Raw genomic sequence first — 26,304 nt, forward strand, 5'->3', positions numbered from 1 at the left:
ATGAACCTCGCTAATTTTGAAAAGATGGATCCAGTGATGTTGATGAGCATCGTCAACATGAAGCTTCGTGACGACTTCGGCGGTGATTTAGATCGAGTGGTCAACTTCTACGAAATCGACAAAGCAGCCTTAATCGCTAAGCTCGCGTCTGCTGGTTTTGAGTATCTTCCAGAAGCTAAACAGTTTCGATAGTCGTTTAAAAAATCTTCCTATTTAAAGACCAACCTCTGTGTTGGTCTTTTTTTGTTGGTGATACGTAATAAGGAAACACGCAGCAAACCCATTATAAATTATCTGTATGCACCTATACTTTTATATCTTAGAGTCAACGAACGCGCCTTGAACCAAAGCGTATTGTTGTATAGGCTACCTAAACTAGCATATAAAACTCATCACTCAACTTGATGATAGTGAAGGATTAACAATGAAAAGACTCGGACTTTTAGCCGTTATCGCAGCCGCACTCACCGCAGGTTGCGCTTCAAATACTCAGCAAGACAACTTTCGCGAAGCCTCTTTTGAGCTGTGTAATACTGAAGTCGATATTTACTCTGTAAGCCATGATGAACGAGTTCGTATTGTCTGTTCTGATGGCTCTAAATTCGCTTTGAACAGCGAAGACACATTAGAAGTGATGCGTGACATCAACATCGACTACTGTGATGGCGAAGGCCTAGGTAAGTTCAGTGAAAGCCGCCACTACTACTCTTTCAAGTGTAAGTCAGGCACCCTACTTAGCATCAAAAAGTAGAATCGACACTACCAAATACCAAAGGGTTAATGTGAAAGCATTAACCCTTTTTAATACCCGCTTTTCTTTACTCTTAATCCCAAATCCACCAGCCACCAGCCACCAGATACAAAAAATAGCTCCTTTAAAGAAGCCTCTAGTATCATTGCTTTTCAAAGTAGTTGTTTGAAATTCTAAGAGAGCACGCAGAGATTACGGGTGTAAGTGAGCATGCTCGACAACAATTTTAAAACTTCCAAGTACAAAAAAGGCCCCTATTAAGGAGCCTCTAGTATCAATATTTTTCAAAGTAGTTGTTTGAAATTCTAGGAGAGCACGCGGAGCTTACGAATGTAAGTGAGCATGCTCGACAACGTAATACCCAAAAAAACAAAAAAAGCTCCCAACAGGAGCCTTTCAAATCGTATTTTCAATCAAATAGCTTTAGTTCAAGGAACAGGTGCAGAGTCTTCAACACCTTTCCCTAAAACAAAAAGGGACTCAATGAGCCCCTTTAAAAGTACTTTTTCAAAGTAGTCGTTTGAAATTCTAGGAGAGCACGCGGAGCTTACGGATGTAAGTGAGCATGCTCGACAACGAAGTTCAAATTACTACGCAGAAAAATTAAGCGTAAACAGGTAGACGCTTACAGATCTCTAGTACTTTTGCTTTAGTCGCTTCGATAACAGACTCATCACCCATGTTATCTAGGATGTCACAGATCCAACCTGCTAGCTCTTTCGCGTCTGCTTCTGAGAAACCGCGACGAGTGATAGAAGGAGAACCGATACGGATACCTGAAGTAACGAATGGGCTACGTGGGTCGTTTGGTACTGAGTTCTTGTTTACAGTGATGTTTGCTGCACCTAGTGCTGCATCTGCTTCTTTACCTGTGATGTCTTTGTTGATTAGGTCAACTAGGAACAGGTGGTTCTCTGTAGAACCTGAAACGATGTTGTAACCACGAGCTAGGAATTCAGCAACCATTGCTTTTGCGTTAGCAACAACGCGTGCTTGGTATTCTTTGAACTCTGGCTCTAGAGCTTCTTTGAACGCTACTGCTTTACCAGCGATAACGTGCATTAGAGGACCACCTTGGCCGCCTGGGAATACTGCTGAGTTCAGCTTCTTGTAAAGATCTTCGCCTTCGTTAGAAAGGATTAGACCACCACGAGGACCCGCAAGCGTTTTGTGCGTCGTTGTAGTTACTACGTGAGCGTGTGGCACTGGGTTCGGGTAAACGCCTGCAGCGATTAGACCTGCTACGTGAGCCATATCTACGAACAGGTAAGCACCTACTTTGTCAGCGATTTCACGCATGCGCTTCCAATCACAGATTTGAGAGTAAGCAGAGAAACCACCGATGATCATCTTAGGCTTGTTCTCGATAGCCAGCTTTTCCATCTCTTCGTAATCGATTTGACCCGCTTCATCGATACCGTAAGGGATGATGTTGTAAAGCTTACCAGAGAAGTTTACTGGAGAACCGTGAGTTAGGTGACCACCGTGTGCTAGGCTCATACCTAGAACCGTATCGCCTGCATTTAGTAGTGCCATGTATACAGCGTTATTTGCTTGAGAACCTGAGTGAGGTTGTACGTTTGCGTATTGAGCGCCAAACAGTTCACATGCACGTTCGATTGCTAGAGTTTCAACTTTATCTACGTACTCACAACCACCGTAGTAACGCTTACCTGGGTAGCCTTCAGCGTATTTGTTTGTAAGTTGAGAACCTTGAGCTTCCATTACACGTGGGCTTGTGTAGTTTTCTGAAGCGATAAGTTCGATGTGCTCTTCCTGACGAAGAGTTTCTTCTTGGATAGCTGCGAATAGATCCGCATCGTAATCAGCAATGTTCATGTCACGCTTAAGCATCTGTATCTCCTGACTCAGATTGTACTGAAAGTTTCGAAAAAACCACACAACGACCGAAAGCAAACGTTTCCGTCACCGTTTTGATGTGACGCATTCTACATAATTTGATCTAGGTCATAAAGAGCTAATTGCAATTTTATCATGCAGTTTTTTCATAATCACATATAAGATTCATCATGGTTATTTAGCTTATCCAACCAAAGATGACGCTTACTGTCAATTTTACGCTTTACACCCTGTAAAACGCAGATTACATAGGTTTACCTTAATTTTGCACCTCAAGCTACCGAAAGCTAAGGTTTTTCTCTACTATGCACGCCTTTATTGGTTAGGTAATTATAAAAACGATGGAAAAACACTCACGTAAAGAAGATTGGGTAGCGATTCTCACTGGCACGTTTTTAGTGGCGTTAGGCGTCTTCTTTTTACAGTCAGCGAACCTGCTTACCGGTGGCACTACTGGCTTGGCTCTGCTTTTGAGTCAATTCTTGCCTGTAACCTTTGGTATTTTGTACTTTATTGCTAATTGCCCGTTCTACTTATTAGCATGGAAACGATTTGGCCGTAGCTTTGCTATTAGCAGTGCGATTTCTGGTGCTTTAGTGTCTGTGTTTGCCGATCATTTATACTTAGTTATCTCGCTAGAAGTTCATAACGAGATCTATTGTGCTGTTGCCGGCGGCTTACTAATGGGCTTAGGTATGCTAATCCTATTCCGTCACCGCTCAAGTCTGGGTGGCTTCAACGTACTGTGCTTGTTTATCCAAGACCGCTACGGTATCTCGGTAGGCAAAACACAAATGGGTATTGATGCGTGTATTCTGTTTGCATCGTTCTTCTTCGTGTCACCTTGGGTGATTGCCGTATCTGTATTAGGCACCGCAGTATTGAACATCGTATTGGCAATGAACCACAAACCAACTCGCTACTCGGTGAATTACGCGTCTTAAAGTTCATTACCTGCTCTGTCGTTGCTGGCACTCGATGCTCAAACTTCTAGCAAGTAGACTCGAGGCACGATATTCCAGCCATCACTAAAACAAAAAAGGCTTTGGGGAGCACTCCAAAGCCTTTTAACAGCCGAATCCTTTAAGGGGAAGAGAATCAAGCCGATTGAAATAAAAACAAGGCTAACCTTCGATCAAAAGAATACGAGTCTCGTAAGGTTGCAAAACTTGATGATGAGACGCCACTAAACTCTCGCTCACTTGATAATTAGACAACAAGCTCTTAGCCTTTGCCATCTCAAAACGTTCAGGTAAAACGCATTCAGCCTCTTCACCATAATAGTTGTTAATGCACAGCAGAGTTTGTCCTTCACTCTCACGAGAGTACGCAAATACCGACGGGTGCTCAGGCAATAGATCTTGATAGCTGCCATCCGTAATCACTGGTACTTGTTTGCGTAACTCAATCAAGCTCTTATAGAAATAAAAAACAGAGTCTTTGTCTTCCAGTGCTTGCTCAGCGTTAATCTCAGAGTAATTATTCGCTACATCAAGCCATGGCTGAGCTTGTGAGAATCCGGCGTAAGGCTCACTATTCCATTGCATTGGTGTACGAGAGTTATCACGAGATTTCTGCGCTAGAATCGCCATCATATCTTGATGAGCCACACCATCACGGTTAACCATGATGTCGTACATATTGGTACTCTCAACATCACGATACTGGCTGATGTCAGTATAGCCAGGGTTGGTCATACCAATCTCTTCACCTTGATAGATATAAGGCGTGCCTTGCATCATGTGCACAGAAGCAGCCAACATCTTGGCCGACTCAACACGATATTGCTGATCATCACCTAAGCGGCTCACGACTCGCGGTTGGTCGTGGTTACACCAAAACAATGCGCCCCAGCCCTTGCCGTTCAAACCCGTTTGCCAATGATTGAAGATCGACTTGAGCTGCAAGAAATCAAACGGCGCATTAGTCCACTTCTCACCATTGGTGTAATCCACCTTAAGGTGGTGGAAGTTAAACACCATCGATAACTCGCTGTTATCAATGTTTGAGTACTGTTGGCAATGCTCGAGTGTCGTTGAAGACATCTCGCCTACTGTCACGCTGCCGTATTTCTGGAATACCGCTTCGCTGATCTCTTTCAGGTATTCGTGCACTCGTGGGCCATCAGTGTAAAAACGACGACCATCACCGATATCATCATTGGGGAAGTCTTGCTGTTTCGAAATCAGGTTGATCACGTCCAAGCGGAAACCATCAACGCCCTTCTCAGCCCAGAAGCTAATGACGTCTTTCACTTCTTCGCGTACAACCGGGTTCTCCCAGTTAAGGTCGGCTTGCTCTTTCGCGAATAGGTGTAGGAAATACTGACCCGTCGCTTCATCCATTTCCCATGCATTACCACCGAACTTAGACTGCCAGTTGGTTGGTGCTTGGCCGTTTACAGGATCTTTCCATATGTAGTAGTCGCGGTATGGGCTGTTTTTATCACCCAATGCTGACTGAAACCACGCATGTTCTGTTGAGGTGTGGTTTACCACGATATCCATCACGATACGAATACCACGTTGGTGCGCTTCAGCCAGCAATAGGTCGAAATCTTCCATGGTGCCGAATTGCGGGTTAATCGCGTAGTAATCTGAAATATCGTAGCCGTTATCGATCATTGGGGATGCGTAAACTGGGGTTAACCAAATTGCATCCACACTCAAGTGTTTAAGATAATCCAGTTTTGAAATGATCCCTTTGATATCGCCAGTACCTTTACTGCCACTGTCACAAAAGCTCTTTGGGTAGATTTGATAGATGGTTGCGGTTTTCCACCAACTTTCATCATGCTCAGTCATCGCCATCTCTAACACTCACTTACCAGAAAATATAAAATAAAAACCACCATGCAAATCATGGTCGAATAGCCGTTATAACTAAGAGAAAAAGCGATGGCTCACTTTGGAGTCATCGCTTATTTAATGCATTACGCGTTGGCGGTTTCTAGCTCGCCTTTCATCTGTGCTCGTTTATAGAAAAACAGGGTTAACGTGACGGGTAGTACAATCGCCACCAGCATCGCAATTAAGTAAACAGACCAATATTGCGGTTGAATCGATAAGATACCCGGCAAGCCACCAACACCGATACCATTCGCCATCACACCTGCACTACCACAGATTGCAGCCGCTGCAGCACTGCCGATCATTGCGCTCAGCATTGGGAATTTGTATTTAAGGTTGATGCCGTACATCGCAGGCTCCGTCACACCTAAGTAGGCAGAGATTGCAGCTGGAACCGAGATGTCTCGTTCACCTTCGCGTTTACTTAAGATAATGATGCCAACAACCGCTGAAGCTTGTGCAATATTAGATAGCGCAATCAAAGGCCAGATTGGTGTGCCGCCTAAGTCTTGCATCAGTTGTAGGTCGACGGCGTTGGTTGTGTGGTGAATACCCGTAATAACCAAAGGTGCGTAAAGGAAGCCAAATACCACTGAACCAAGAATCGCAAAGTCACCCGTCATTGCTGCTTTAGCCGCGAATGCCACGCCATCACCTAACATACGGCCAAATGGACCAATGAAAGCGTGAGCTAAAATCACAGACAAAATAATCGATACAAATGGCACGACAACAAGGTACAGATAAGAAGGTACAATACGCTTAAGGTTAGTCTCAATGAACGCCAGAGCCACACCCGCTAGCATCGCAGGGATCACCTGTGCTTGATAACCGACTTTCTCAATCACGAACAAGCCAAAGTCCCACACCTCAGGTACCGATTTACCTATCATGTAAGCGTTCATCAATTGCGGGGAAACCAAGGTCACACCGAGCGTGATACCCAAAATAGGGGTTCCGCCAAGCTTCTTAACCGTCGCCCAACACACACCAACCGGTAGGAAGAAGAAAATCGCTTCGCCAATCAGCCATAAGAAAGAGTGAACAGTTGCCCAGAATTGGCTGATTTCAACGAGGGTTTTGCCGTCGAACATGCGAATGTCGCCAATCACATTACGGAAACCAAGAATCAGACCACCAGTAATGATGGCAGGCAGCAGTGGTACGAAAATTTCGGCTAAATGGGAGATACCACGCTCAAGGAAGTTCATATTTTGACGAGCAGCCAGCTTAGACTCATCTTTTGATGATGCCTCTTTACCTGTCTGTTCAATCAGAAGTACGTACACTTCATCAACTTCAGTGCCAATCACAACTTGGAATTGGCCTGCGTTCGTAAAACAGCCTTTTACTAGCTTCAATTTTTCGAGTTCAGCTTTGTTGGCCTGCTCTGTATCGTTCAATACAAAACGCAGTCGAGTCAGACAATGGCTGACACTCGCAATATTTTCTTTGCCACCGACTAACTCGATAAGACGCGCAACGTCTTGCTTCGCTATCTTACTCATACTACCCCACCCTGGTTTCATTCAATTACTCATCTAAACCATGCAGTGATAACCACTCAAGATTCAGACTTATGGGAACATTCCCAATCACAGTTATTATAATGCCCGCATGAATGATAAATTTAAATGGGAACAGTCCCATTAATTGAAAGAGATCACACTCTAATTTTAATCTAAGCGGTTCAATTTCGCTTAATTGAGTGGATTATAGAATAGGAGATTGTGTGTGATGAGAGATCTCTGAATTGCCTAAAAGCTGAGAGATCAATAGATTAGCAGCCAGCTTACCTGCAGATTGGTAACCAGGATCAATGCTAAATACTCGTGGGAATAAGAAAGAGAGAAGATCATTGCCACCAACGCCGGTGACGACCACATCTTCACGTTGTAGTTCTTGCAGACGCTTGATTACACCAAGAGCCAGCGTATCACTGGCACAAACGATCGCTTGAGTCGCGGGAGTTAACACCTCATCCACCAGCTGATAAGCACTTTCGTGATGAAGTTGACCAGTACGATAGTTTGCCACTGAACCTGTGTTTTCACACCAATCGAGATAAGCCTTAAGACGCAGTTCACCGGTTGATTTATCACTAGGATCAACCCCGATAAAGCCAACGTCAGAGATCCCTTGATCCGATAAATGCACCAACGCACTATTGATCACCTGTTGGTTATCATAGTTAATCGACGTCACGTTCTCGGTATCCAGAGCAATCACCACCGCTTTGTGTTCCCAAGCTTCGATTGCCGGAATATCGCAGTCAGTAAAACCAAATACAATAATGCCATCAACGTTACGACGCTTTAGAACTTGCAGGTGCTCATTGGCTTTATCTCTATCAAGTTGGCTTTCCATGATCACGACATCGTAATCCGCTCGATACAACTCGGCCAGCATCGTACTTACCGCTTTGTTTTCAGAAGGAGAGTCCAGACGAGAAATGATTACGCCGATGACTTTTTGACTGCCACCGCGCATCGATTGCGCAGATTTTGAAGGCGTGTACCCAGATTCTTGAATTACTCTTTCCACCCTTTCACGGGTTTCAGGTTTCACTTTTGGATCATTGGTCAGAACGCGTGATACGGTTGACTTACCAACACCGGACAGCTTTGCAATATCAAGAATAGTGAGTTTTTTGCTCATAAAAAGTCTAACGTTAAAGGGAAGAGAAGAAAAAGTGAGGGTAGATTCCCTCACTTAACTGTTTGTAAATACTAGCAGTTCTTACTATGACTTACTTTTGGCAATTTCGATAGACTACGCGACCAAGTTCTAGACGCGCATTGTCACCTTTCGTGCGCAAAGTGATGCTGTTAATCATCTCTGAAGTGCCATCATCTAAGATGTATTTGGTTCCTGAGCCCGCTGGAACTTGAGTCAGGCGGTATTCATTATCAGGCAAGCGTAGTACCGCTTTTTCATTATCAAGGTAAGACACATCAAACGAGACGTCAGACTCACATTGATAAGTCGCGAATTGATCATTCGATGTTGCGCTATCAGTCTCAGGGGCTGCTGATTTAGAGCACCCAACCAATGCTACTGTACATAGAGATGCTACCAACATAGCTTTCATACTTCGTTCCTCATCTTTATATAGTCAACGACACTTAGCCTATTCACAGGTTCGAACAAACCTAATGTAAGTGCCTAATGATAGGTCCATACCTTAGTGATAAATAAAACGTTTAGCCTTTTAAGAAAGCGGGTACGTCTTTAATGCTATCAAGTACCACGCTAGCCAACGCTTCACCTTTTTCAGTGATGGGTTTACCCGTTCTTACCAAGACTTTAGTACCAACACCTGCTGCTTCTGCAGCCATCATGTCTTCCGCTTTATCGCCGATCATGACCGAGTTAGCCATATCAATCTTCAGAAAGTCACGAGCAGAAATGAACATGCCTGGCTTTGGCTTACGACATTCACAATCTTGCTTGTAGTCACCAATACCGTGCTCAGCGTGGTGAGGACAGTAATAAATGCCATCGAGCTCGACACCATTATCAACAAAGTTCCAATCCATCCACTGCGTTAAAGAAAGAAAACGGTCTTCACTAAACATGCCGCGAGCAATACCAGATTGGTTGGTCACTAGCACCAATAAATAACCCATATCTTTAAACGCTTTCGCCGCTTCAAACACACCATCGATGTATTCAAAGTCATGCTCATCATGTACGTAGCCGTGATCAACGTTAATCACTCCATCACGATCTAAAAAAACAGCAGGTTTAGACAAAATTTTGTTCTCTATCAACTCTCTATTAATCATTAATTATTACACGCTTTATTTGCTTCATCACTATCTATTTAGTTTTGCGTTCGTTAACGATTTGTTTCTAGCTTAGCCATACAATCGACGTTTAGCCGTCTAGACGTAAAAATATCTATTGACTTAGATCATAGAACACCATAGCATCGTCTGTAAATCGAGCGAGCTATCGACATATTATTCTGTTCTACCTGCACGGGTTTCTCTATGATTAAAGTGAATCAAGTCAATAAGGTTTTTTATCAAGGCACTAAAGAAATCAATGCCTTAATTGATATCAACCTCCACATTCCTCAAGGTCAAATCTTTGGAGTCATCGGCTCTTCAGGTGCAGGCAAAAGTACCCTAATCCGCTGTGTAAATATGTTGGAAGCCCCGACTTCGGGTGAAGTGATTGTTGATGGTATCGACCTAACAAAACTCAGCAAATCAGAGCTTAGCGAAGCGCGCCGTAACATCGGCATGATATTCCAGCACTTCAACCTGCTGTCTTCTCGTACTGTATTTAACAATGTAGCACTGCCTCTAGAACTTGCTGGTAAAGATAAAGCGATTATTGAAGCGAAAGTCAGCGAGTTACTTGAACTGGTTGGCCTTGCTGATAAGCGTGACACCTACCCGGCAAACCTAAGTGGTGGTCAAAAGCAGCGTGTGGCGATTGCTCGCGCACTGGCCTCTGACCCGAAAGTACTGCTATGTGATGAAGCCACCAGCGCATTGGATCCAGCAACAACTCAATCTATCCTTGAGCTGCTGCGTGAAATCAACCGCAAGCTGAACATCACTATCCTGCTTATTACACACGAGATGGATGTGGTTAAAAGCATTTGTCACGAGGTTGCGATCATTGGCGGCGGTGAATTGGTAGAGAAAGGTACAGTCGGTGACATCTTTGCTCATCCGAAGACAGAGCTAGCGCATCAGTTTATTCGCTCAACGTTGGATCTGACGATCCCTGAAGATTACCAAGCACGTTTGCAAGAGACTCGCGTAAACAGCAGCTACCCGCTGGTGCGTCTTGAGTTTACTGGTGCAACGGTTGATGCTCCGCTAATGACGCAAATCGCACGTAAATTCAATATCGATGTCAGCATCTTAAGTTCTGACCTTGATTACGCCGGTGGCGTGAAGTTCGGCATGATGGTCGCTGAACTGTTCGGTAATGAAGCAGATGATAATGCTGCTATCCAATTCCTACGCGACAACAATGTAAAAGTAGAGGTGCTTGGTTATGTCCTTTAGTTTCAACGAGATTGCTGACTGGATCAGCCTTAACGGTAACCTTCTATTAGGCGCAACAGGCGAAACGCTTTACATGGTTGCTGTTGCAGGCATTGTTGGCTTCGCGGTCGGTATTCCACTAGGCGTGATTCTGCATACGACTAAAAAAGGTGGCCTGTTAGAGAACACCAAAGTAAACAAGATTCTAGGTGCGATTGTGAACGTGGGTCGTTCAGTACCTTTCTTAGTTTTGATGGTTGCGATTATTCCACTGACTAAGATGCTGATTGGTACCTTCATCGGTACAACAGCAGCGATTGTTCCACTGACGATTGGCGCTATCCCATTCGTGGCTCGACTTATCGAAAGTGCACTACTTGAAGTACCAACAGGTCTAGTGGAAGCGGCCCAATCAATGGGCGCAACACCAACACAAATCATCAATAAGGTTCTGCTTCCAGAAGCACTACCGACTATCATCAACTCAGTAACGATTACGCTAGTGACTCTGGTGAGCTACTCAGCAATGGCCGGTACTGTAGGCGGAGGTGGCCTAGGTGATGTCGCGATTCGTTACGGATTCCACCGCTACGATGTGACCATCATGGCTGTGACAGTAGTGATGTTGATTGTGCTGGTACAAATTATTCAATCAATCGGTGATTCATTAGTTCGCCGTGTTGACCACAGATAAAGACTCACACATAAAGAGTAGAGTCGTCTGAACCTAATTAAATAGATTTATTAAAAGGAGATTATTATGAAATTTAACCTTAAAGGTTTACTAACTATCGCAGCAGCAGCTTCAGCGCTAGTTCTAGCAGGTTGTGGCGATAAAGAAGTGGATACTTCTAAAGTAAAAGTTGGCGTAATGGCAGGTGCAGAAGCGCAAGTTGCTGAAGTGGCAGCTAAAGTAGCGAAAGAGAAATACGGCCTAGACGTTGAACTGGTTACTTTCACGGATTACGTAACACCAAACGCAGCTCTAGATGATGGTTCTATCGACATCAACGCATTCCAACACGCACCGTACCTAGATCAGCAAGTGGCTGACCGTGGCTACAAGCTAACTATCGCTGGTAACACGTTTGTTTACCCAATTGCGGGTTACTCTAAAGAAGTGAAATCGGTAGACGAAATCCAAGACGGTGCTCGTATTGCTGTACCAAACGACCCTACAAACCTAGGTCGCTCTCTACTTCTTCTTGAGCAACAAGGTCTTCTTGAACTTCGTGAAGGCGCAGGTCTTCTAGCTACAGTTCGCGACATCGTGGGTAACCCTAAGAACCTAACGATTGTTGAACTAGACGCAGCTCAACTGCCACGTTCTCTTGATGATGTTGCTCTATCTATCATCAACACAACTTACGCGAGCTCTATCAACCTGACTCCACAAAAAGATGGCGTATTCGTTGAAGACAAAGATTCTCCTTACGTAAACCTAATCGTTTCTCGTGAAGACAACCTAAACGCTGAAAACGTACAAAACTTCGTTAAAGCTTACCAAACTGAAGAAGTGTACAACGCAGCTTCTGACATCTTCCAAGGTGGCGTCGTTAAAGGTTGGTAATCAACTAAACGACAGCACTGTATAGATACCCGAAGGGGCTGACATAACGTCAGCCCCTTTTTTAATGATAAAGATTTGCTAGAAAGTAAAGCATCTCAGATTTAAGCGAAACAAAGTCGATTACTTCAGGTGATCCCAAGAGATGTTTGACACCAATCGGCAGTCATCACACTTGAAATAGAAAATATCGTGGATAGGCGCATCTAGCAGCCATTCACCACCACATTGCGGGCATTTGCGCTCTTTTTCATCTTTCAGGCTGATCCCACCGACACGGTATAAGTAGTAGTAGGTTGGAACCTTAGTCAGATACTCAATGCGCCCTCTTAGACCCCAACCGCGTTTAAACAGCACACTCTTCGTGTCACTGATCTCGGCTAGCGTTGCATGTTCCGCGCGACAACCACCACCCATTTGTACTTCATCACAGGCTTGCCATTCGGTCTGCCATTTCAACACGGCTTTATGGTCGCCATTGAAGGTAGGTGGATTGCGATATAAAGGGATTGGTAGCAAGCTATCGCCACTACGCAGCGGTGAACAGGTGTGCACGAATGTCGTGTATAACACCTGCCAGCTTGGTGTTTCATCTTCTGCCACTTCTTCTGAGTTCAGATCTCGACCTAGCAAACGCATTTTAGGCGCTAGTAGGCTCGCGTTAGACAAGCGATCAAAACACACTTTCACAAAGTCTGAGTGATTCCGCGGGTGCAAGCTATCTTGCTCCGGGCACACAACGCGAACATAGAATTCCCCATCGCCCATCACGATTGGGAACTCACGACCTAACACTTGTCCGTTATAACGAAGTGCATCCATTAAGCCATTAACCGCCTTGTCGACAGCGCTTACCGTTGTGTTATCAAAACACTCAAATTGAAGTTCTAGTACGTACATCTATTTATACCGCTGGTTGTAGCTTTTCTAAAAATTCTGCCAATGTCTCGGCGAGCACATCACGATTTTTGGTACCTAAGCGCTCCAAAATCACGTTACCCGTTAGGTTACAGATAGAGATAACATCCAGCTCAGCATCGGTCGCGGCAATGAAAACCGTTGGTTTTAGCTTCAAGCGACGCTGAGTTACTAGGTGACCCAAAATGTTTTCTTGTAGGCATTCGAAGTCTTCATCACTCCAAATCTGTAACAGAGTCAATTCGTTACCATCGAAAGTTGCGTTCATATCTGCGCTGAATTGTGCGCCGTAGAAAGTTTTGATGTCTTCATGCAGAGTCAACTCAATACCGGTTTCAACGTTGGTGAAATCCGCGAATTGCTCACGTGGATAGTGCTTCCACAACACGGCATCGCCACTCTTTTCTTCTACGCATGGCGATACGATGTCCACCAACTCCTCATTACGAGGTAAGCTTTGGTGTTTCTGCTGCCACGCGTCAACGTATCGCTGACTAAAAGAAAGTAGTGCGTCTTGAGCACGTTGAGTCATGAAAATCTCCTAAACACAAAATAATAAATAGAATCCGAGCCCTTTCCGCGCCGATTAAGCGATGACTTAATGACAGGGTAAGGGGGATTCAGTAAAATCGACCCCATTCTAATCGAATTTGAAACGAAAGTATGAGCAAATATTCTGACGCAAAAGAGCTAGCGGGTTTAACCCTTGGCCAAAAAACTGAGTACTCTAACCAATACGATGCAAGTTTATTGCAACCAGTGCCTCGTAGCCTTAATCGCGATGATCTTGCGCTAAACGGCGAGCTGCCTTTTGTTGGTCATGATATTTGGACGATGTACGAGCTTTCGTGGCTAAACACCAATGGTCTACCACAAGTGGCTGTCGGTGAAGTTTTCATCCCAGCAACCAGCCCAAATTTAATTGAATCAAAATCTTTCAAGCTGTACCTGAACAGCTACAACCAGACTCAATTTGAAAACTGGGATCAAGTAACCGAGCGCCTGACCCAAGATTTGTCGGCATGTGCAGGCGAAACGGTGATTGTGAATGTAAACTCAGTAACCGACTACACTAACCAACCTATCGTGACGATGGAAGGTGACTGTATCGACAACCAAGACATCCAAATCACTAGCTACGACTTTGAAGCGTCGCTGCTTGAAGGCGCTGCTGGCGAACAAGACGTTGAAGAAACACTGCACAGCCACCTATTGAAGTCGAACTGTTTGATCACCAATCAACCGGATTGGGGCAGCGTTGAGATCGCATATTCTGGTAAGCAAATTGACCGTGAAGCTCTGCTACGCTATTTAATTTCTTTCCGTGAGCACAATGAATTCCACGAACAATGTGTTGAGCGTATCTTCACTGACATCATGAAATACTGTGCACCTTCGAAGCTAACTGTGTTCGCACGTTACACACGTCGTGGTGGTCTGGATATCAACCCATACCGTTCAACAGAGCAAGATAGACCAAGCCACAATAAGCGTATGGCTCGCCAATAATCAGGCGAGAACCACCCACACTTATTTGAACCTACCAAATCTTTAAAGGGACATTGAAATGCGTTGGTTATACGTTGTTAGTCTATTTATTTTAAGCTTAAGCACATCGGTCAATGCGTCGGTTTATTCGTCGGCGCTACTCAATGAAGCCAATAATTTGGTTGAGATCGAGCCGAGCCAAGCAAAACAAATGGCCAACAGCTACCTAACGCTGCGTGTCCTTTCTGATCAACGCGAGAAAAGCCCTTCAGCTATTTCTCGCGAAGAGACAGACTCCTCGATTCGAACACCAAACAGCAGTATCGATGCGTATAAGATCTTAGCCAAAGCGGAATACAACCTTGGCAATATGCGTATTGCGATTCAGCACATCGACAAAGCCTCCGAGCTAGCGCAAACCTATAAGCTTGATTACCTAAAAATAGATCTTCAGATCCTAAAAGTTCGCTTACTTTGGCTGAGTGATAGAAAATCAGCCAAAGCAAAATCAGAGCTCACTAACATTGAAACAAATCTAGAGTCGGTGAATAAAACCTTACGCTTAACGGAAGGCATTACCTATCGCTTGATCATGTTGAAAGCCGACATCGCCTCTTACGACAACAAGATCGATGAAGCCGAAAAGTTCTATCAAGAAGCCAAAACCTATCTCGATCAACGTTACTCTGAAAAAGTCACCATCGACTACCATATCTCCGTCGGCGAGTTTTATCTGACTCACAAAGAGTACAACCACGCGTTATCCGAGTTGTTGTATGGCTACTGGAAATCAGTAGAGGGCAATCTAAGTTCACGTTTGGCCAAGGTCAACCGCCTACTTGCGCAGCTTTTCTTTGAGCGCCAAGTGTTGGATAAAGCGTTAGAACACCTATCTCAAGCCGCTGATTTCTATGACAACTTTGAAAACTCGCCTGTCTTAGCACAAGTGCTTAAGAAAATGGGGGATGTGTACTTCTATCAAGGGAAATATAACCTTGCCTTGGTACACTTCTTCAACGTTCTTGATCACGAAAGCACTGACCGAGATATCCACCAAGTCATTGATATCCGACTAAGTCTATCGGCGACCTACTTACGCCTTTATAACTACCCTCTAGCAGAACAGTACCTAACCCGTGCCCTTAAGCTGCTGGAATATACCGACATTCCAAAGCTGGAAGGCCGTGCTGCACTGTTATCTGCAGGGTTAGCGTATCACCTACAAGAAAGCGAAGACGTGATAAAGCATGCGACACGTGCACTTGAGATCTCACGCCAGATAGAGAACATGCGCCTTTCACAACGCTCGTACTACTTACTTTCTTTGGGTTATGAACAGGCAGGTCGTCCACAGCAAGCATTGGCAAACCTCAAGCAATACAACAGCCTTGTCTCTCTAGAGCAGCAAAAACTCAACCGTGTTGGCGAAGACGCGTTCCGTCAACAGAAAGAATTTGCCGAACAAACCCTGCACTACGCAGGCCAAGCGCAAGAGCTAGAAAAGTACAAACTAGAGCATCGCAAGTTCCAGAAAATATCGTTCGCCCTATTCTTGTTCAGTATTATCTTGTTCTTCTTTGTGCTTCGCCGTGGCTACCTCATTCAAACCTTAGCCAAAGAAGTCGACTCACTACGAACAGACCTGTTTACGCACTCACGATCTAAGCTCCCGAACCTCAGAATGCTGAATGCCAAGCTGTCCAATTCGCTAGAACAAACCAGCCAGACCTTCGAACAGTGGCAACTTGGCGAATTGATTCATGAGCCACTCAACGACCGCTTACGCTTCGTGATGATTGATTTACCGTTCTTACGCAATATGTACACGCAGAACGGTTACAAAGCCGGTCTAGAACTGGAAGACGCTTTCGGTGAATTCCTAAAATCTAAGCTTGAAGGCCCAGCTCGTGTCTACCACTTCTCGGATGCGAACCTGCTTTATATCGAGCCAAACGCGGACCGTGATTTGTCGCCTGAGGACATGTTCAGAAAGATTCAGTCTTGGGTGAATGACTTCGAAACAGAGCGAAACATCAACCGAACGGTCCGTATGGGCATCGCTGACTACCCATTCTTGCCACGCGCTTACACCGCAATTAACGATCAAGAGCTGCTCGACGTATTGTTGATGTCGACCAATCTCGCCCGTGAGATCAGTCTCAAAGAGCGCAGTAGCCAATGGGTCTATCTAAAAGCTATCGATAATGCACCAGCAGCGAGCCTTGCAACTGGTAACATAAGAGAAGCGTGTAAACATGCGATTAATCAAGGGTTAATAAAAATACAATCCTCGTACCAGAATGAGGACAACATCAAAAAAATGCTAAAAGATGACTGATTTGCGAGCGGTTAAGAGCAGCAAGTCGTGACCTTATTTTTAGTTTTGTTATTATCGATGTAACGGAATTTCATCAAAATGATCGAGATCGGTCTACGCGGCGCTAATAAATACATCTATGGGCATTCTTGAAAAAGACATTCAGGCGCAACTCCACCAGCTGAAATCTCAGTTGGAGCAGGTCCGTTTGACGCAAAGAGACACCTCGTTCAAGTTTATTAGAGAACAGAAAGTTCTAAAGCGTATCGTCACGTCTTTAAGTGATGCATGTGTTGGTAGTAACAGCCATTTAGATGAAAACCTCATTGCCCTTAGGGAAGAGCTAGAAAAGCAAAAAGACATTAGCTCAATGATCCCAAAACTGGCAGTATTAGAAAGGATGCTTAAGCAGAAAACGTTGGCTATGGATAAACAGAACGGGTATCTGGACGATAGCATTAAGCACAGTGGGGAAACGCTGCAGCGCATAACTGGCCTTCCAGCACAGCTCAAACGCGACCTACGAAACTTACTTAGCTTCTCCGAATGCAATGGCAGTCAGAAAGTCGACCACGCCATGAAACTTCTCGGTATTTATGAGCGTGCCATAAAGATTATGGCGAATAACTCACGCACCCATTTTGCTGACGCTGCGCACTCTCCGGAACAAGAGCTCCTTTCCGACCTATCAAACGAACTACAACATCTGATCACTGAACTCGACTTCGAGGGTGAATCGGGTGATCTGCTTACCGATATTCGAGCGAAGCTGCTGCTTGGTGTTTCCACACAAAACCTACTTGAGCTAACACTTCAGATCCTCAAACTGGTTATTGAAGGCACCAACCTAGAACGTAAGAAGTCTGAACAATTCATCGATCAGCTTAATTCTTCTTTAGCGTCCAGCATCAAAACGGCAGACCAAAATGCCGACCAGAGCCAGAGCTACTTTGAGCACCGACAAGGTCTAAACTCTGAGTTAAATGAACTAGTCACTAGAAGCCAAAGCTCGGTAGATAAAGCGAAAGATATTGATAGTTTAAAGCTGTCGATTAATCCGCTACTCAGTGAAATCGCCTCTCTTTCGGAAAGGCTGAACCACGCAGAGCAAAAAGAACAAGCTCTGATAGAGAGAATGAGTTACGGAAAGACTCAGTTAGATTCACTCTATGAAGTGACGCAAGATTACCGTAAGCGCTTGGAAGATCAGGCTCAGCGTATGCTGCTTGATCCTCTAACCAAGGTTTACAATCGCACTGCCTTTACTGATCGCTTAGAGCTTGAGTATCGCCGCTGGATCCGCGCGCAACACTCGCTACGCGTAGTACTGCTCGACATCGACAACTTCAAAGCAATTAACGATAGCTTTGGTTACACCGCGGGCGACAAAGCACTCAAGATCATCGCAAGAACTATTACCAAAGAAGCAGGCACCACCGATACTGTGGCACGTTTTTCAGGTGAAGAGTTTGTGTTATTGCTGCCAGAGCAAACCGATGAATATTGCCATCAGGTGATTCAGAACATTCAAACTCAAGTAAGCCGCCTGCCCTTTAAATTCCGTGACCAGCAAATCACGATCACTTTATGCGCGGCAAGTACTCAGTTTAAAGAGTCAGATACACCTGAAGAAGTGCTAGAGCGACTCAATAAGACTCTAAATAAAGCAAAACAACGCGGTACCAACCAACTTGTTTGGCACTAGGCCAGCCCTAGATTTAATTTATTTCATTTTTTCAAATACTTATCACATACCATTTCCCTCAATGTTTGCTAAGCTAATGATTAACATTCGCTTAACAAGCATTCATGGCAAGCAACGCTGTCGTATCCGTTTCGTCTGGTTAACTCTCTCCTACCTTTAACCAAACACTTTCAACGTTTGCTTCTCACTCTCGAGCCAGAGGGTCACTTCAACGTCCCCTGCTCTTTTCAACAAGGAGGCACTATGATCACTCATATCAGCCCTGCCGGTAGCATGGATTTACTCTCTCAACTTGAGGTTGAGCGTCTTAAGAAAACCGCGTCTAGTGATCTATACCAACTGTATCGTAACTGTACGTTAGCGGTACTCAACTCAGGTAGCCACACCGACAACTCCAAAGAGCTACTCGACAAGTATCAATCGTTTGATGTTGAGGTAGTGCGACGTGAGCGTGGTATCAAACTCGAGCTGAGCAACCCACCAGAGCATGCCTTTGTCGATGGTGAGATCATCAAGGGTATCCAAGAACACCTATTTTCAGTGCTGCGTGACATTGTTTACGTCAACATGCACCTCGCAGATAACCAAAGGCTCAACCTGACTAATGCCACTCACATTACCAACCTCGTATTTGGTATTCTGAGGAATGCAGGCGCACTTACGCCGGGCATCGAGCCTAACCTGATCGTGTGTTGGGGTGGTCACTCAATTAATGCCACTGAATACCAGTACACTCGCGAAGTGGGTAATGAACTGGGCCTACGTGAGCTGAACATCTGTACCGGTTGTGGACCGGGTGCGATGGAAGGGCCAATGAAAGGCGCGGCTATTGGTCACGCTAAGCAACGTTATACTGATCATCGTTACTTAGGGCTGACAGAGCCTTCAATCATTGCCGCTGAGCCACCAAACCCGATAGTAAACGAACTGGTGATCATGCCAGATATCGAGAAGCGTCTTGAGGCATTCGTTCGTATGGCGCATGGCATCATCATTTTCCCAGGCGGCCCAGGCACGGCCGAAGAGCTGCTGTACATCTTAGGGATCATGATGCACCCGAATAACGCCGAGCAGCCAATGCCGATTGTCCTAACTGGCTCGAAAGAGAGTGAAGCGTATTTCCGCTCGATCGATAAGTTCATTGGTGAAACTCTAGGGCCTGATGCACAGAAACATTATGAAATCGTGATTGATGACCCAGCACGCGCTGCGAAAATCATGAAACAAGCGATGCCAGATGTGCGCTCTCACCGTAAAGAGACCGGTGATGCCTACAGCTACAACTGGTCACTGCATATTGAGCCTGAGTTCCAACTGCCATTCGACCCAACACACGAATCTATGGCGGCGCTTGATCTTCATATGGACCAAAAAACAGAAAGCCTAGCCGCTAATTTACGTAAAGCGTTCTCAGGCATTGTGGCTGGTAACGTCAAAGCAGAGGGTATTCTGGAGATCGAGAAGCACGGCCCATTCCTAATTGATGGCGACAAAGAGCTAATGACCAAGATGGACCAACTGCTGAATGACTTTGTTGAGCAACATCGAATGAAGTTACCGGGAGGGACCGACTACGTGCCTTGCTATAAAATCGCCTCACGTGATTAAGGCGTTTACGTCGCTAACGTTTCAACTCACCAAGTGATACGTTACTATAAGGGGTTAGCAGCCCCTTTTTATTGCCTATTTAGTGGAAACTTATGTCTATCCATCTTGTTATTATCGATGCCTTAAACCTCATCCGACGCGTGCACTCTGTTCAGCCGGATCCAACCGATATCGCAAGAACCATCACCACCACGACTCGCACTCTCAATAAGATTCTGAATGAATCAAAGCCCACCCACATCATCGCGGTATTTGATCACCATTTACAAGACCGTGGTTGGCGCGCAGATGTGCTCCCTGCTTATAAGCAGAACCGTAAACCGATGCCAGAGCCACTGATGAAAGGCCTTGATGCGATTCAACAAGCTTGGTGGGAATTAGGCATTGATTCACTGCTGTCTGATGGCGATGAAGCGGATGATCTCGTCGCAACACTGGCAAAGAAAGTGGCTGACCACGGAGAAACCGTCACCATCGTCTCGACGGATAAGGGCTACTGCCAACTGTTGTCACCAACGCTTCAGATCCGAGATTACTTCCAGCACCGCTGGTTAGACAAACCCTTTATCGAAGCTGAGTTTGGAGTCAAACCTGAACAACTGGCGGATTACTGGGGATTAACGGGCGTAAGCTCAAGCCAAGTACCGGGGATTCCAGGTGTCGGACCAAAAGCAGCCAAAGAGATATTAACCACATACCCAGATATCGAAGCGGCCTATCAATCAGAAGATCTGCCGAAAAAATATCGTAAGAAGTTCGACGAACACATCGAATCCGCTCGTGTATGTAAGCAAGTATCGGCACTCAAAACCGATATTGATTTAGGGTTCAACCTGCAAGATATTCGTTACGAAGCAAACGCTTAAGTCGCTGTGACTCGATAATATTGATACAAAAAATGCCCCTTAAAGGAGCATTTTTTATCACTGATACACTAACGTAAATATTAGTGCGGTGAGATGTTTGAAAGCGCTTGAATGTGAACCGTGATCTCTTCGCGATCGTGGTAAAGGTGCTTAGCCTGCATCTTGAACTTCACTTTGTTCTCAATCAGGAACACTTTTAGGTTCTCGATATCTTGCAGTACTTCATCGTAACGGCCTTTCATTGGCAGTTTAAGGTTGAACAGTGCTTCTTTCGCCCAGCCTTTGATGATCCACTCACCCATAAGGTGTGCAACACGAGCTGGCTTCTCAACCATGTCACAGATAATCCAAGTTACGTTCTTACGGTCTGGTTCAAACTTAAAGCCATCCACCATGTGGTGCTTAATTTGACCCGTTTCCATTAGGCTGTCTGCCATCATGCCGTTATCAACACAGTGAACGAACATCGAGCGCTTAACCAATTGGTACGTCCAACCACCTGGACACGCACCTAAATCAACACCCCACATACCTGGAGCCAGACGCTCGTCCCACTCATCACGAGGGATGAACACGTGGAATGCTTCTTCTAGCTTCAATGTAGAACGGCTTGGGGCATCTGATGGGAATTTCAGACGAGGGATACCCATAAAGAACTGTGAGTTGTTCGTTGGGTAAGAGTAACCAACAAAACAGTGACCCGGAGCGATGAAGCATAAATGAAGCACAGGCTTCTTAGCGTTATCTTTCGCTGTCATCAGGCCTTTACCACGCATAGCTTGACGCATCGGCACAGTAAACTTACGACAGAACTTCAAAAGCTCTTTTGCTTCGTTAGTGTCTGGCGTTTCGATACGGATATCACCACAACGAGGGAAACCTTCTTTCTCAGAAAGCGCCTCAAGAATTGGAGAAATACGGTCATCGGTTGGCAGGTCTTTGATTTCAACAGCCACTGCTAGCATTTGACGAGCAAAGATCAGTGATTGGAAATCGATCTCTTTGATCAGCTTGTCCGCTTCACCTGCTTGGTAACATTCAAACAATACAAAGCCGGTATTGTTCTTTAGGCGAGGAAAACCAAACACTTCCAGTTGTGTTGCCTTGTCTTGAATTTCGCCAGCACATTCTTTTTCAAAACCAGAGCGACAATAAAGTAGTACGTGTTTCACTGAGTTACCTCTTTTATATTCAAAGCAGCGAAGGAGAAGACTCCCCAACCAATGATAAATAGTAGACCACCAAACGGAGTGATAGGGCCAAACCATTTTATTCCTGTCAGTGCTAAGCCATAAAGGCTGCCACTAAAACAAAGGATGCCGATGATAAAGCAAATTGCCGCAATGAAAAAATATTTTTGTGATTTAGCGCCAAGTTTCATCTGAAGCAGAGCACCACACGCCAATATCGCCAGAGTATGGATAAATTGGTACTGAACACCGGTCTCAAATACGCCTAGCAGATATTCAGGCAAGATAGCTTTCAAACCGTGAGCTGCAAAGGCACCAAGCATCACAGCAACCGCGCCAGAGATGCCAGCAAACGTGAGTAAATACTTACTTCTCATTGAGCACCTCTTTGATAAACGCCGATAGTTTCTCAACGGTTAACGCTATGTTCTGCTGTTCGGTGTAGCCAGAGCTCTTACGAGGCTTAAAGCTGTGATCGCCATCAGGAATAAACTCAACACGAATCGAATCCGACAGGTCGAAATCAGCAAACTCTTCTCGCTTACCAAAGGTATCACGTTCACCCTGCAGAATAAGACACGGCTTTGCTAACTCAGCCAAGTGCTCACCTTTGTATTTCTCTGGTTTGCCTGGCGGATGGAAAGGAAAGCCTAAACAGGCCATTGCAGCCACCTTATCAACTTCAGACAAATGGCTCGCCATACGTCCTCCCATCGACTTACCGCCAATCACAAGCTTATCGGCATCTACCTGTCCGATAATATCTTGGTAAGCTTCGAGCAGTTTAGGGGCTCGATCAGGTGGACGACGCTTACCATCTTCAGCACGTTTGATCATGTAAGGGAAATTAAAACGAATCACTCGTATCCCTTTAAACGCCAACCCTTTTGCTACCGACTGCATGAACTCATGATCCATACCTGCGCCAGCACCATGTGCAAAGATAAAGGTTATTGGGTTGTCTTCACCATCAATGATGAGGTTATTCATCAAGTAAGTCCTCTTGTTCACTTTGCGCTTTCGCTAGCATCCAGTCGCGGAAGGTAGCAATACGACCCATGTCGGCTTGTTTCTCATGACAAACCACATAGAAGGCGTTCTTACTCACCAACACTTCATCAAAAGGCGCAATCAAACGACCCGCTTCGATTTCAGGCTGCGCCAACACGTTGTTACCCAGAGCAATGCCCTGGCCGTGAGCCGCTGCCTGCAGCACCATGGTTGAGTGACTGAAGATAGGGCCGTGATTAACGTTTACCCCATCGATGCCATTTTGCTTAGCGAACTGTTTCCAATCCTTTCGAGAAGTATCATGCAATAGCGTATGACATGCTAAATCACTGAGAGATTCTAATGGTTTTACTCCTAGCAGCACGGAAGGTGAGCAAAGAGGGATCAAGTATTCTTGGTAAAGCTTATCGGCTCTAAGCCCCGACCAATTACCTCGGCCATAATAGATAGCGACGTCTACATCATCGGTTAGCGAGCCTTCATCCATATCAACGGCTTTGATTCTTACATCAATATCAGGCTCTTGCTGATTAAAGTCAGCGAGCCTTGGTACCAACCATTGAATAGCAAAACTCGGCGGTAAACTGATGGTCAATGCGCCCTTCTCACTTCGCTCCAGCACTTTGTCTGTCGCTTCTGCTAGTGATGTGAAAATATCTTTGATATCTAAGAAGTAGCTTTGACCTTCTTCAGTTAGCAGCAAAGAGCGGTTTCTTCGGCGAAACAGCTTCAAAGATAAGAATTCTTCAAGCGCTTTGATCTGATGACTGACTGCCGCTTGAGTAACAAACAACTCTTCTGCAGCACGCGTAAAACTCAAGTGTCGAGCTGCAGCTTCAAACACTCTTAGCGAGTTTAATGGGGGTAATCGACGAGACATAGTTACTCTCTAAATAAGCATTAGTTTTTTTTATCTGAAACATTATAATTTGTCCATTGCCTAGCAGCCAGAGAAATTCTATATTTCATCCCGCAGCAGCTAGCCTGAACGGCTTGATTCTCTCTAGAATCAATTGGCTTAGCTCCTGCGATGTTGTGTTTGCAAACTCGTTCTTTTCGAGTTGGGTAGAGTTCTACCAAATGTTTTGTTGCAGTTTATACTGAAACGAGGCATGTACTTCCTGTATTTATTTTGACCTGTCTGTCAAATTTGTTTACACCGCCTTATGGGCGGTGTTTTTTTATGTGCAAAGAAATGTAACAACAAGTTTATCAATAGCTGTGCTAATTAATCTTTATTATTTTTCATCGCCAATCACAGAATCAGACACCCACTCAAATAATCAACTGAACACATACAAATAGCACCATTGAGTTGCACTAAAAAGTAACAGAATACTTCAAGATACTCACACTTCTTCGGTACTTATAAACCCGTTTAGAACACACTCTTTCTATCAATCAAAAATTTCAAAGCTGAGCATGACGATAGCACGCCCAAACTCACGCCTCTGTCTGACTACTGTAAATCATTCACAATAGAAAATAAAAAAGCCGCTTACTTTTCAGTAAACGGCTTTGCAAAATGATTAACGCTTGGTCAACACACCACTATGGGCGGTAAACCTTAACGTTATGGAAGCCCTGCTCTTGTAGGTAAAGTGCCTGTAGACGGCTCATTACACCACGGTCACAGTACAGCAAGTACTCTTTCGCTTGGTCTAGGTCGCCAAACTGAGTCGAAAGCTTGAAGAATGGGATGTGTTTAATTTCAACACCCTCGATCTCTAATGGGCTTTCGTCTTCTTCTTCTGGGCTACGGATATCAAGAACGATAGCGTGCTCAGCAACAGCTTGAACTTGTTCAACTTCAGGCGCTTGCTCTTGGCTCTCTTTCTCGATGTCACGGATATCCATAACACGAGCGTTCTCGATCACTTGATCCAGCACTTCAAAGTTAAACTTAGCTTCTTCTGCTTCCAGTTTGCCTTTCTTCGCTTTCACTGTTGGCTTCTTAGAAATAACACCACAGTACTCAGGCATTACCTTAGCGAAGTCTTCAGTACCGATGATACGAGAAAGGTCGATGATGTCTTCTTTGTCCCAGTTGATAAGCGGACGAAGAATCAAAGTATCTGTCACGTTGTCGATGTGACGCAGGTTAGTTAGCGTTTGGCTTGATACCTGACCTAGTGCTTCACCAGTAACCAACGCTTCGATCTTGAACTTGTCTGCAACCATACCACCAGCACGCATGAACATACGCTTAAGAACAACGCCCATTTGGCCGTCTTCTACGTTCTCAAGGATTTCAGCAACCACAGGTTCAAAGTCTACAGAAATGAACTTCACCTTTGCAGATGAGCCGTATTTATTCCATAGGTAGTGAGCCACTTGTTTAACACCAATCTCGTGCGCTGGGCCACCAAGGTTGAAGAAACAGTAGTGAACCTTAGAGCCGCGTTTGATGTGCAGGTAGCTTGAAACACCAGAATCAAAGCCGCCAGAGATCAAGCTCAGTAGATCTTCTTGAGTACCAAGAGGGAAGCCACCGAGGCCTTTGTGACGAGCTAGAACTTGGTTTAGCTTGTCGTTAGCCACTTCAACCTTAACGGTTACATCAGGGTTCTTAAGTCGAACTTTCGCTGACTCAACTGCTTGGTTTAGACCGCCGCCTACGTAGCGCTCAAGTTCAATAGAGGTAAAGTCATGCTTACCACGACGCTTAGCACGTACAGAGAAAGTCTTGCCTTCAATGTCAGCACGGCTGCGTTCTAGTACTTGCTCGTAAATATCGTGCAAGTCTTTGAATTCAGACTGTTGAACTTCAAGAGAGTGGTGAATACCTGGAGTGTGAGTCAGAGCCTCTAACACTTCTGCGTAGTACTGGTCACTCTCAGACGTCACTTCAATATGATCGCGACGGTTGAATACCGCAACACTTTCACAGCGACGTTGAATAACGTTACGAATGTTGCACTCTAGAATCCTTGTGAAGCGCTTACGCACCGATTCACTTTTTACAAAAATTTCCGGATGGGGCTTAACAATAAATTTCATAGTACTTTCACAACATTAATGTTCAAAATTTTGAAAACGCTCATCGCCAAGTAAATTAGAGAATTTACACAGCACTTGAAGCAAGAATAGATCATATCTAAATCTAAGGGCGCGAATTATACATGAGAAAGTGAAGCAAGGAAAAGAGTGCTTGCTGTAACACCA

General features: G+C 44.9%; 24 protein-coding genes. 11 read left to right on the forward strand and 13 right to left on the reverse strand.

The genetic code is table 11. The annotated features are described in order from the left end of the window. Positions 1–192 (forward strand): DUF4250 domain-containing protein, encoded by a 192-nt coding sequence (locus AB4585_RS06755; RefSeq protein WP_004738555.1) that lies wholly within the window; start codon positions 1–3, stop codon positions 190–192. A 232-nt stretch (positions 193–424) separates the two neighbouring features. Beyond that, positions 425–751 (forward strand): hypothetical protein, encoded by a 327-nt coding sequence (locus AB4585_RS06760; protein ID WP_017072003.1) that lies wholly within the window; start codon positions 425–427, stop codon positions 749–751. A 603-nt stretch (positions 752–1,354) separates the two neighbouring features. On the opposite strand, the gene glyA is transcribed toward AB4585_RS06760, so the two are convergent. Continuing rightward, positions 1,355–2,605, reverse strand: coding sequence for a serine hydroxymethyltransferase (glyA, locus tag AB4585_RS06765; protein ID WP_372169446.1), 1,251 nt, complete (start codon positions 2,603–2,605; stop codon positions 1,355–1,357). A gap of 347 nt (positions 2,606–2,952) precedes the next feature. Between glyA and AB4585_RS06770 the strand changes: the two genes are divergently transcribed. Beyond that, positions 2,953–3,555: a YitT family protein gene (locus AB4585_RS06770; RefSeq protein ID WP_048616195.1), complete on the forward strand. Its 603-nt coding sequence runs from the start codon at positions 2,953–2,955 to the stop codon at positions 3,553–3,555. 180 nt (positions 3,556–3,735) lie between these two features. Here the strand turns inward: AB4585_RS06770 and treC are convergent, their stop codons facing one another. The 5 genes from treC to gmhB form a co-directional block, all read right to left on the reverse strand. Then, the gene (treC, locus tag AB4585_RS06775) at positions 3,736–5,421 is read right to left on the reverse strand and encodes an alpha,alpha-phosphotrehalase (protein ID WP_136973729.1); all 1,686 of its coding nucleotides are present in this window, start codon (positions 5,419–5,421) and stop codon (positions 3,736–3,738) included. A 122-nt stretch (positions 5,422–5,543) separates the two neighbouring features. Beyond that, positions 5,544–6,968 (reverse strand): PTS trehalose transporter subunit IIBC, encoded by a 1,425-nt coding sequence (treB, locus tag AB4585_RS06780; protein WP_372169447.1) that lies wholly within the window; start codon positions 6,966–6,968, stop codon positions 5,544–5,546. A 205-nt stretch (positions 6,969–7,173) separates the two neighbouring features. Beyond that, entirely contained in the window at positions 7,174–8,118 is a 945-nt protein-coding gene (gene treR, locus AB4585_RS06785) for a trehalose operon repressor TreR (RefSeq protein ID WP_017060760.1), read from the reverse strand. Between the two features lie 91 nt (positions 8,119–8,209). Beyond that, positions 8,210–8,551 (reverse strand): MliC family protein, encoded by a 342-nt coding sequence (locus AB4585_RS06790; protein WP_017060761.1) that lies wholly within the window; start codon positions 8,549–8,551, stop codon positions 8,210–8,212. A gap of 112 nt (positions 8,552–8,663) precedes the next feature. Then, entirely contained in the window at positions 8,664–9,248 is a 585-nt protein-coding gene (gmhB, locus tag AB4585_RS06795; RefSeq protein WP_017060762.1) for a D-glycero-beta-D-manno-heptose 1,7-bisphosphate 7-phosphatase, read from the reverse strand. Between the two features lie 207 nt (positions 9,249–9,455). Here gmhB and metN point away from each other — a divergent pair, with 207 nt between their 5' ends. The 3 genes from metN to AB4585_RS06810 all read left to right on the forward strand — a co-directional run bounded on the left by metN (position 9,456) and on the right by AB4585_RS06810 (position 12,039). Further along, on the forward strand, positions 9,456–10,490 hold the full coding sequence (metN, locus tag AB4585_RS06800) for a methionine ABC transporter ATP-binding protein MetN (protein WP_017060763.1): 1,035 nt from the start codon (positions 9,456–9,458) through the stop codon (positions 10,488–10,490). Then, positions 10,480–11,163 (forward strand): methionine ABC transporter permease, encoded by a 684-nt coding sequence (locus AB4585_RS06805; RefSeq protein ID WP_017060764.1) that lies wholly within the window; start codon positions 10,480–10,482, stop codon positions 11,161–11,163. Before metN ends, AB4585_RS06805 begins: the two co-directional genes overlap by 11 nt. 66 nt (positions 11,164–11,229) lie before the next feature. Beyond that, positions 11,230–12,039: a MetQ/NlpA family lipoprotein gene (locus AB4585_RS06810; protein WP_017060765.1), complete on the forward strand. Its 810-nt coding sequence runs from the start codon at positions 11,230–11,232 to the stop codon at positions 12,037–12,039. A gap of 120 nt (positions 12,040–12,159) precedes the next feature. On the opposite strand, the gene AB4585_RS06815 is transcribed toward AB4585_RS06810, so the two are convergent. Together AB4585_RS06815 and syd are read right to left on the reverse strand one after the other, a co-directional pair. Beyond that, positions 12,160–12,936 (reverse strand): Zn-ribbon-containing protein, encoded by a 777-nt coding sequence (locus AB4585_RS06815; RefSeq protein ID WP_372154714.1) that lies wholly within the window; start codon positions 12,934–12,936, stop codon positions 12,160–12,162. A gap of 4 nt (positions 12,937–12,940) precedes the next feature. After that, complete coding sequence (syd, locus tag AB4585_RS06820; RefSeq protein ID WP_050633962.1) at positions 12,941–13,486, reverse strand: SecY-interacting protein; 546 nt, start codon at positions 13,484–13,486, stop codon at positions 12,941–12,943. 131 nt (positions 13,487–13,617) lie between these two features. Between syd and queF the strand changes: the two genes are divergently transcribed. From queF to xni, 5 genes are all read left to right on the forward strand, one after another. After that, entirely contained in the window at positions 13,618–14,463 is an 846-nt protein-coding gene (queF, locus tag AB4585_RS06825; protein WP_372169448.1) for an NADPH-dependent 7-cyano-7-deazaguanine reductase QueF, read from the forward strand. Between the two features lie 58 nt (positions 14,464–14,521). Continuing rightward, entirely contained in the window at positions 14,522–16,780 is a 2,259-nt protein-coding gene (locus tag AB4585_RS06830; protein WP_372169449.1) for a tetratricopeptide repeat protein, read from the forward strand. A 118-nt stretch (positions 16,781–16,898) separates the two neighbouring features. Further along, entirely contained in the window at positions 16,899–18,464 is a 1,566-nt protein-coding gene (locus AB4585_RS06835) for a GGDEF domain-containing protein (RefSeq protein WP_017069497.1), read from the forward strand. A 243-nt stretch (positions 18,465–18,707) separates the two neighbouring features. Further along, positions 18,708–20,072, forward strand: a complete 1,365-nt coding sequence (gene ppnN, locus AB4585_RS06840) for a nucleotide 5'-monophosphate nucleosidase PpnN (protein ID WP_372083585.1) — start codon at positions 18,708–18,710, stop codon at positions 20,070–20,072. Between the two features lie 92 nt (positions 20,073–20,164). Then, entirely contained in the window at positions 20,165–20,938 is a 774-nt protein-coding gene (gene xni, locus AB4585_RS06845) for a flap endonuclease Xni (RefSeq protein ID WP_372169450.1), read from the forward strand. An 80-nt stretch (positions 20,939–21,018) separates the two neighbouring features. Here the strand turns inward: xni and rlmM are convergent, their stop codons facing one another. The 5 genes from rlmM to thiI all read right to left on the reverse strand — a co-directional run bounded on the left by rlmM (position 21,019) and on the right by thiI (position 26,139). Beyond that, a complete protein-coding gene (gene rlmM / locus AB4585_RS06850; protein ID WP_017070491.1) occupies positions 21,019–22,110 on the reverse strand; it encodes a 23S rRNA (cytidine(2498)-2'-O)-methyltransferase RlmM in 1,092 nt (363 codons plus the stop codon). Continuing rightward, positions 22,107–22,505 carry a DUF423 domain-containing protein gene (locus AB4585_RS06855; protein ID WP_017060774.1) on the reverse strand — a complete coding sequence of 133 codons (399 nt, stop codon included), beginning with the start codon at positions 22,503–22,505 and terminating at the stop codon, positions 22,107–22,109. The genes rlmM and AB4585_RS06855 overlap by 4 nt, the downstream gene beginning before the upstream one ends. Further along, positions 22,495–23,118: an alpha/beta fold hydrolase gene (locus AB4585_RS06860; RefSeq protein WP_017069501.1), complete on the reverse strand. Its 624-nt coding sequence runs from the start codon at positions 23,116–23,118 to the stop codon at positions 22,495–22,497. Before AB4585_RS06860 ends, AB4585_RS06855 begins: the two co-directional genes overlap by 11 nt. Next, positions 23,111–24,019 (reverse strand): transcriptional regulator GcvA, encoded by a 909-nt coding sequence (locus AB4585_RS06865; protein ID WP_012604639.1) that lies wholly within the window; start codon positions 24,017–24,019, stop codon positions 23,111–23,113. Before AB4585_RS06865 ends, AB4585_RS06860 begins: the two co-directional genes overlap by 8 nt. Positions 24,020–24,690: 671 nt before the next feature. Then, positions 24,691–26,139, reverse strand: coding sequence for a tRNA uracil 4-sulfurtransferase ThiI (thiI, locus tag AB4585_RS06870; protein ID WP_029235325.1), 1,449 nt, complete (start codon positions 26,137–26,139; stop codon positions 24,691–24,693). Between the last annotated feature and the right edge of the window lie 165 nt (positions 26,140–26,304).

The sequence above is a fragment of the Vibrio sp. 10N.222.49.C9 genome (genome assembly GCF_041474985.1).
GTDB classification, from domain to species: Bacteria; Pseudomonadota; Gammaproteobacteria; order Enterobacterales; family Vibrionaceae; genus Vibrio; species Vibrio crassostreae_C.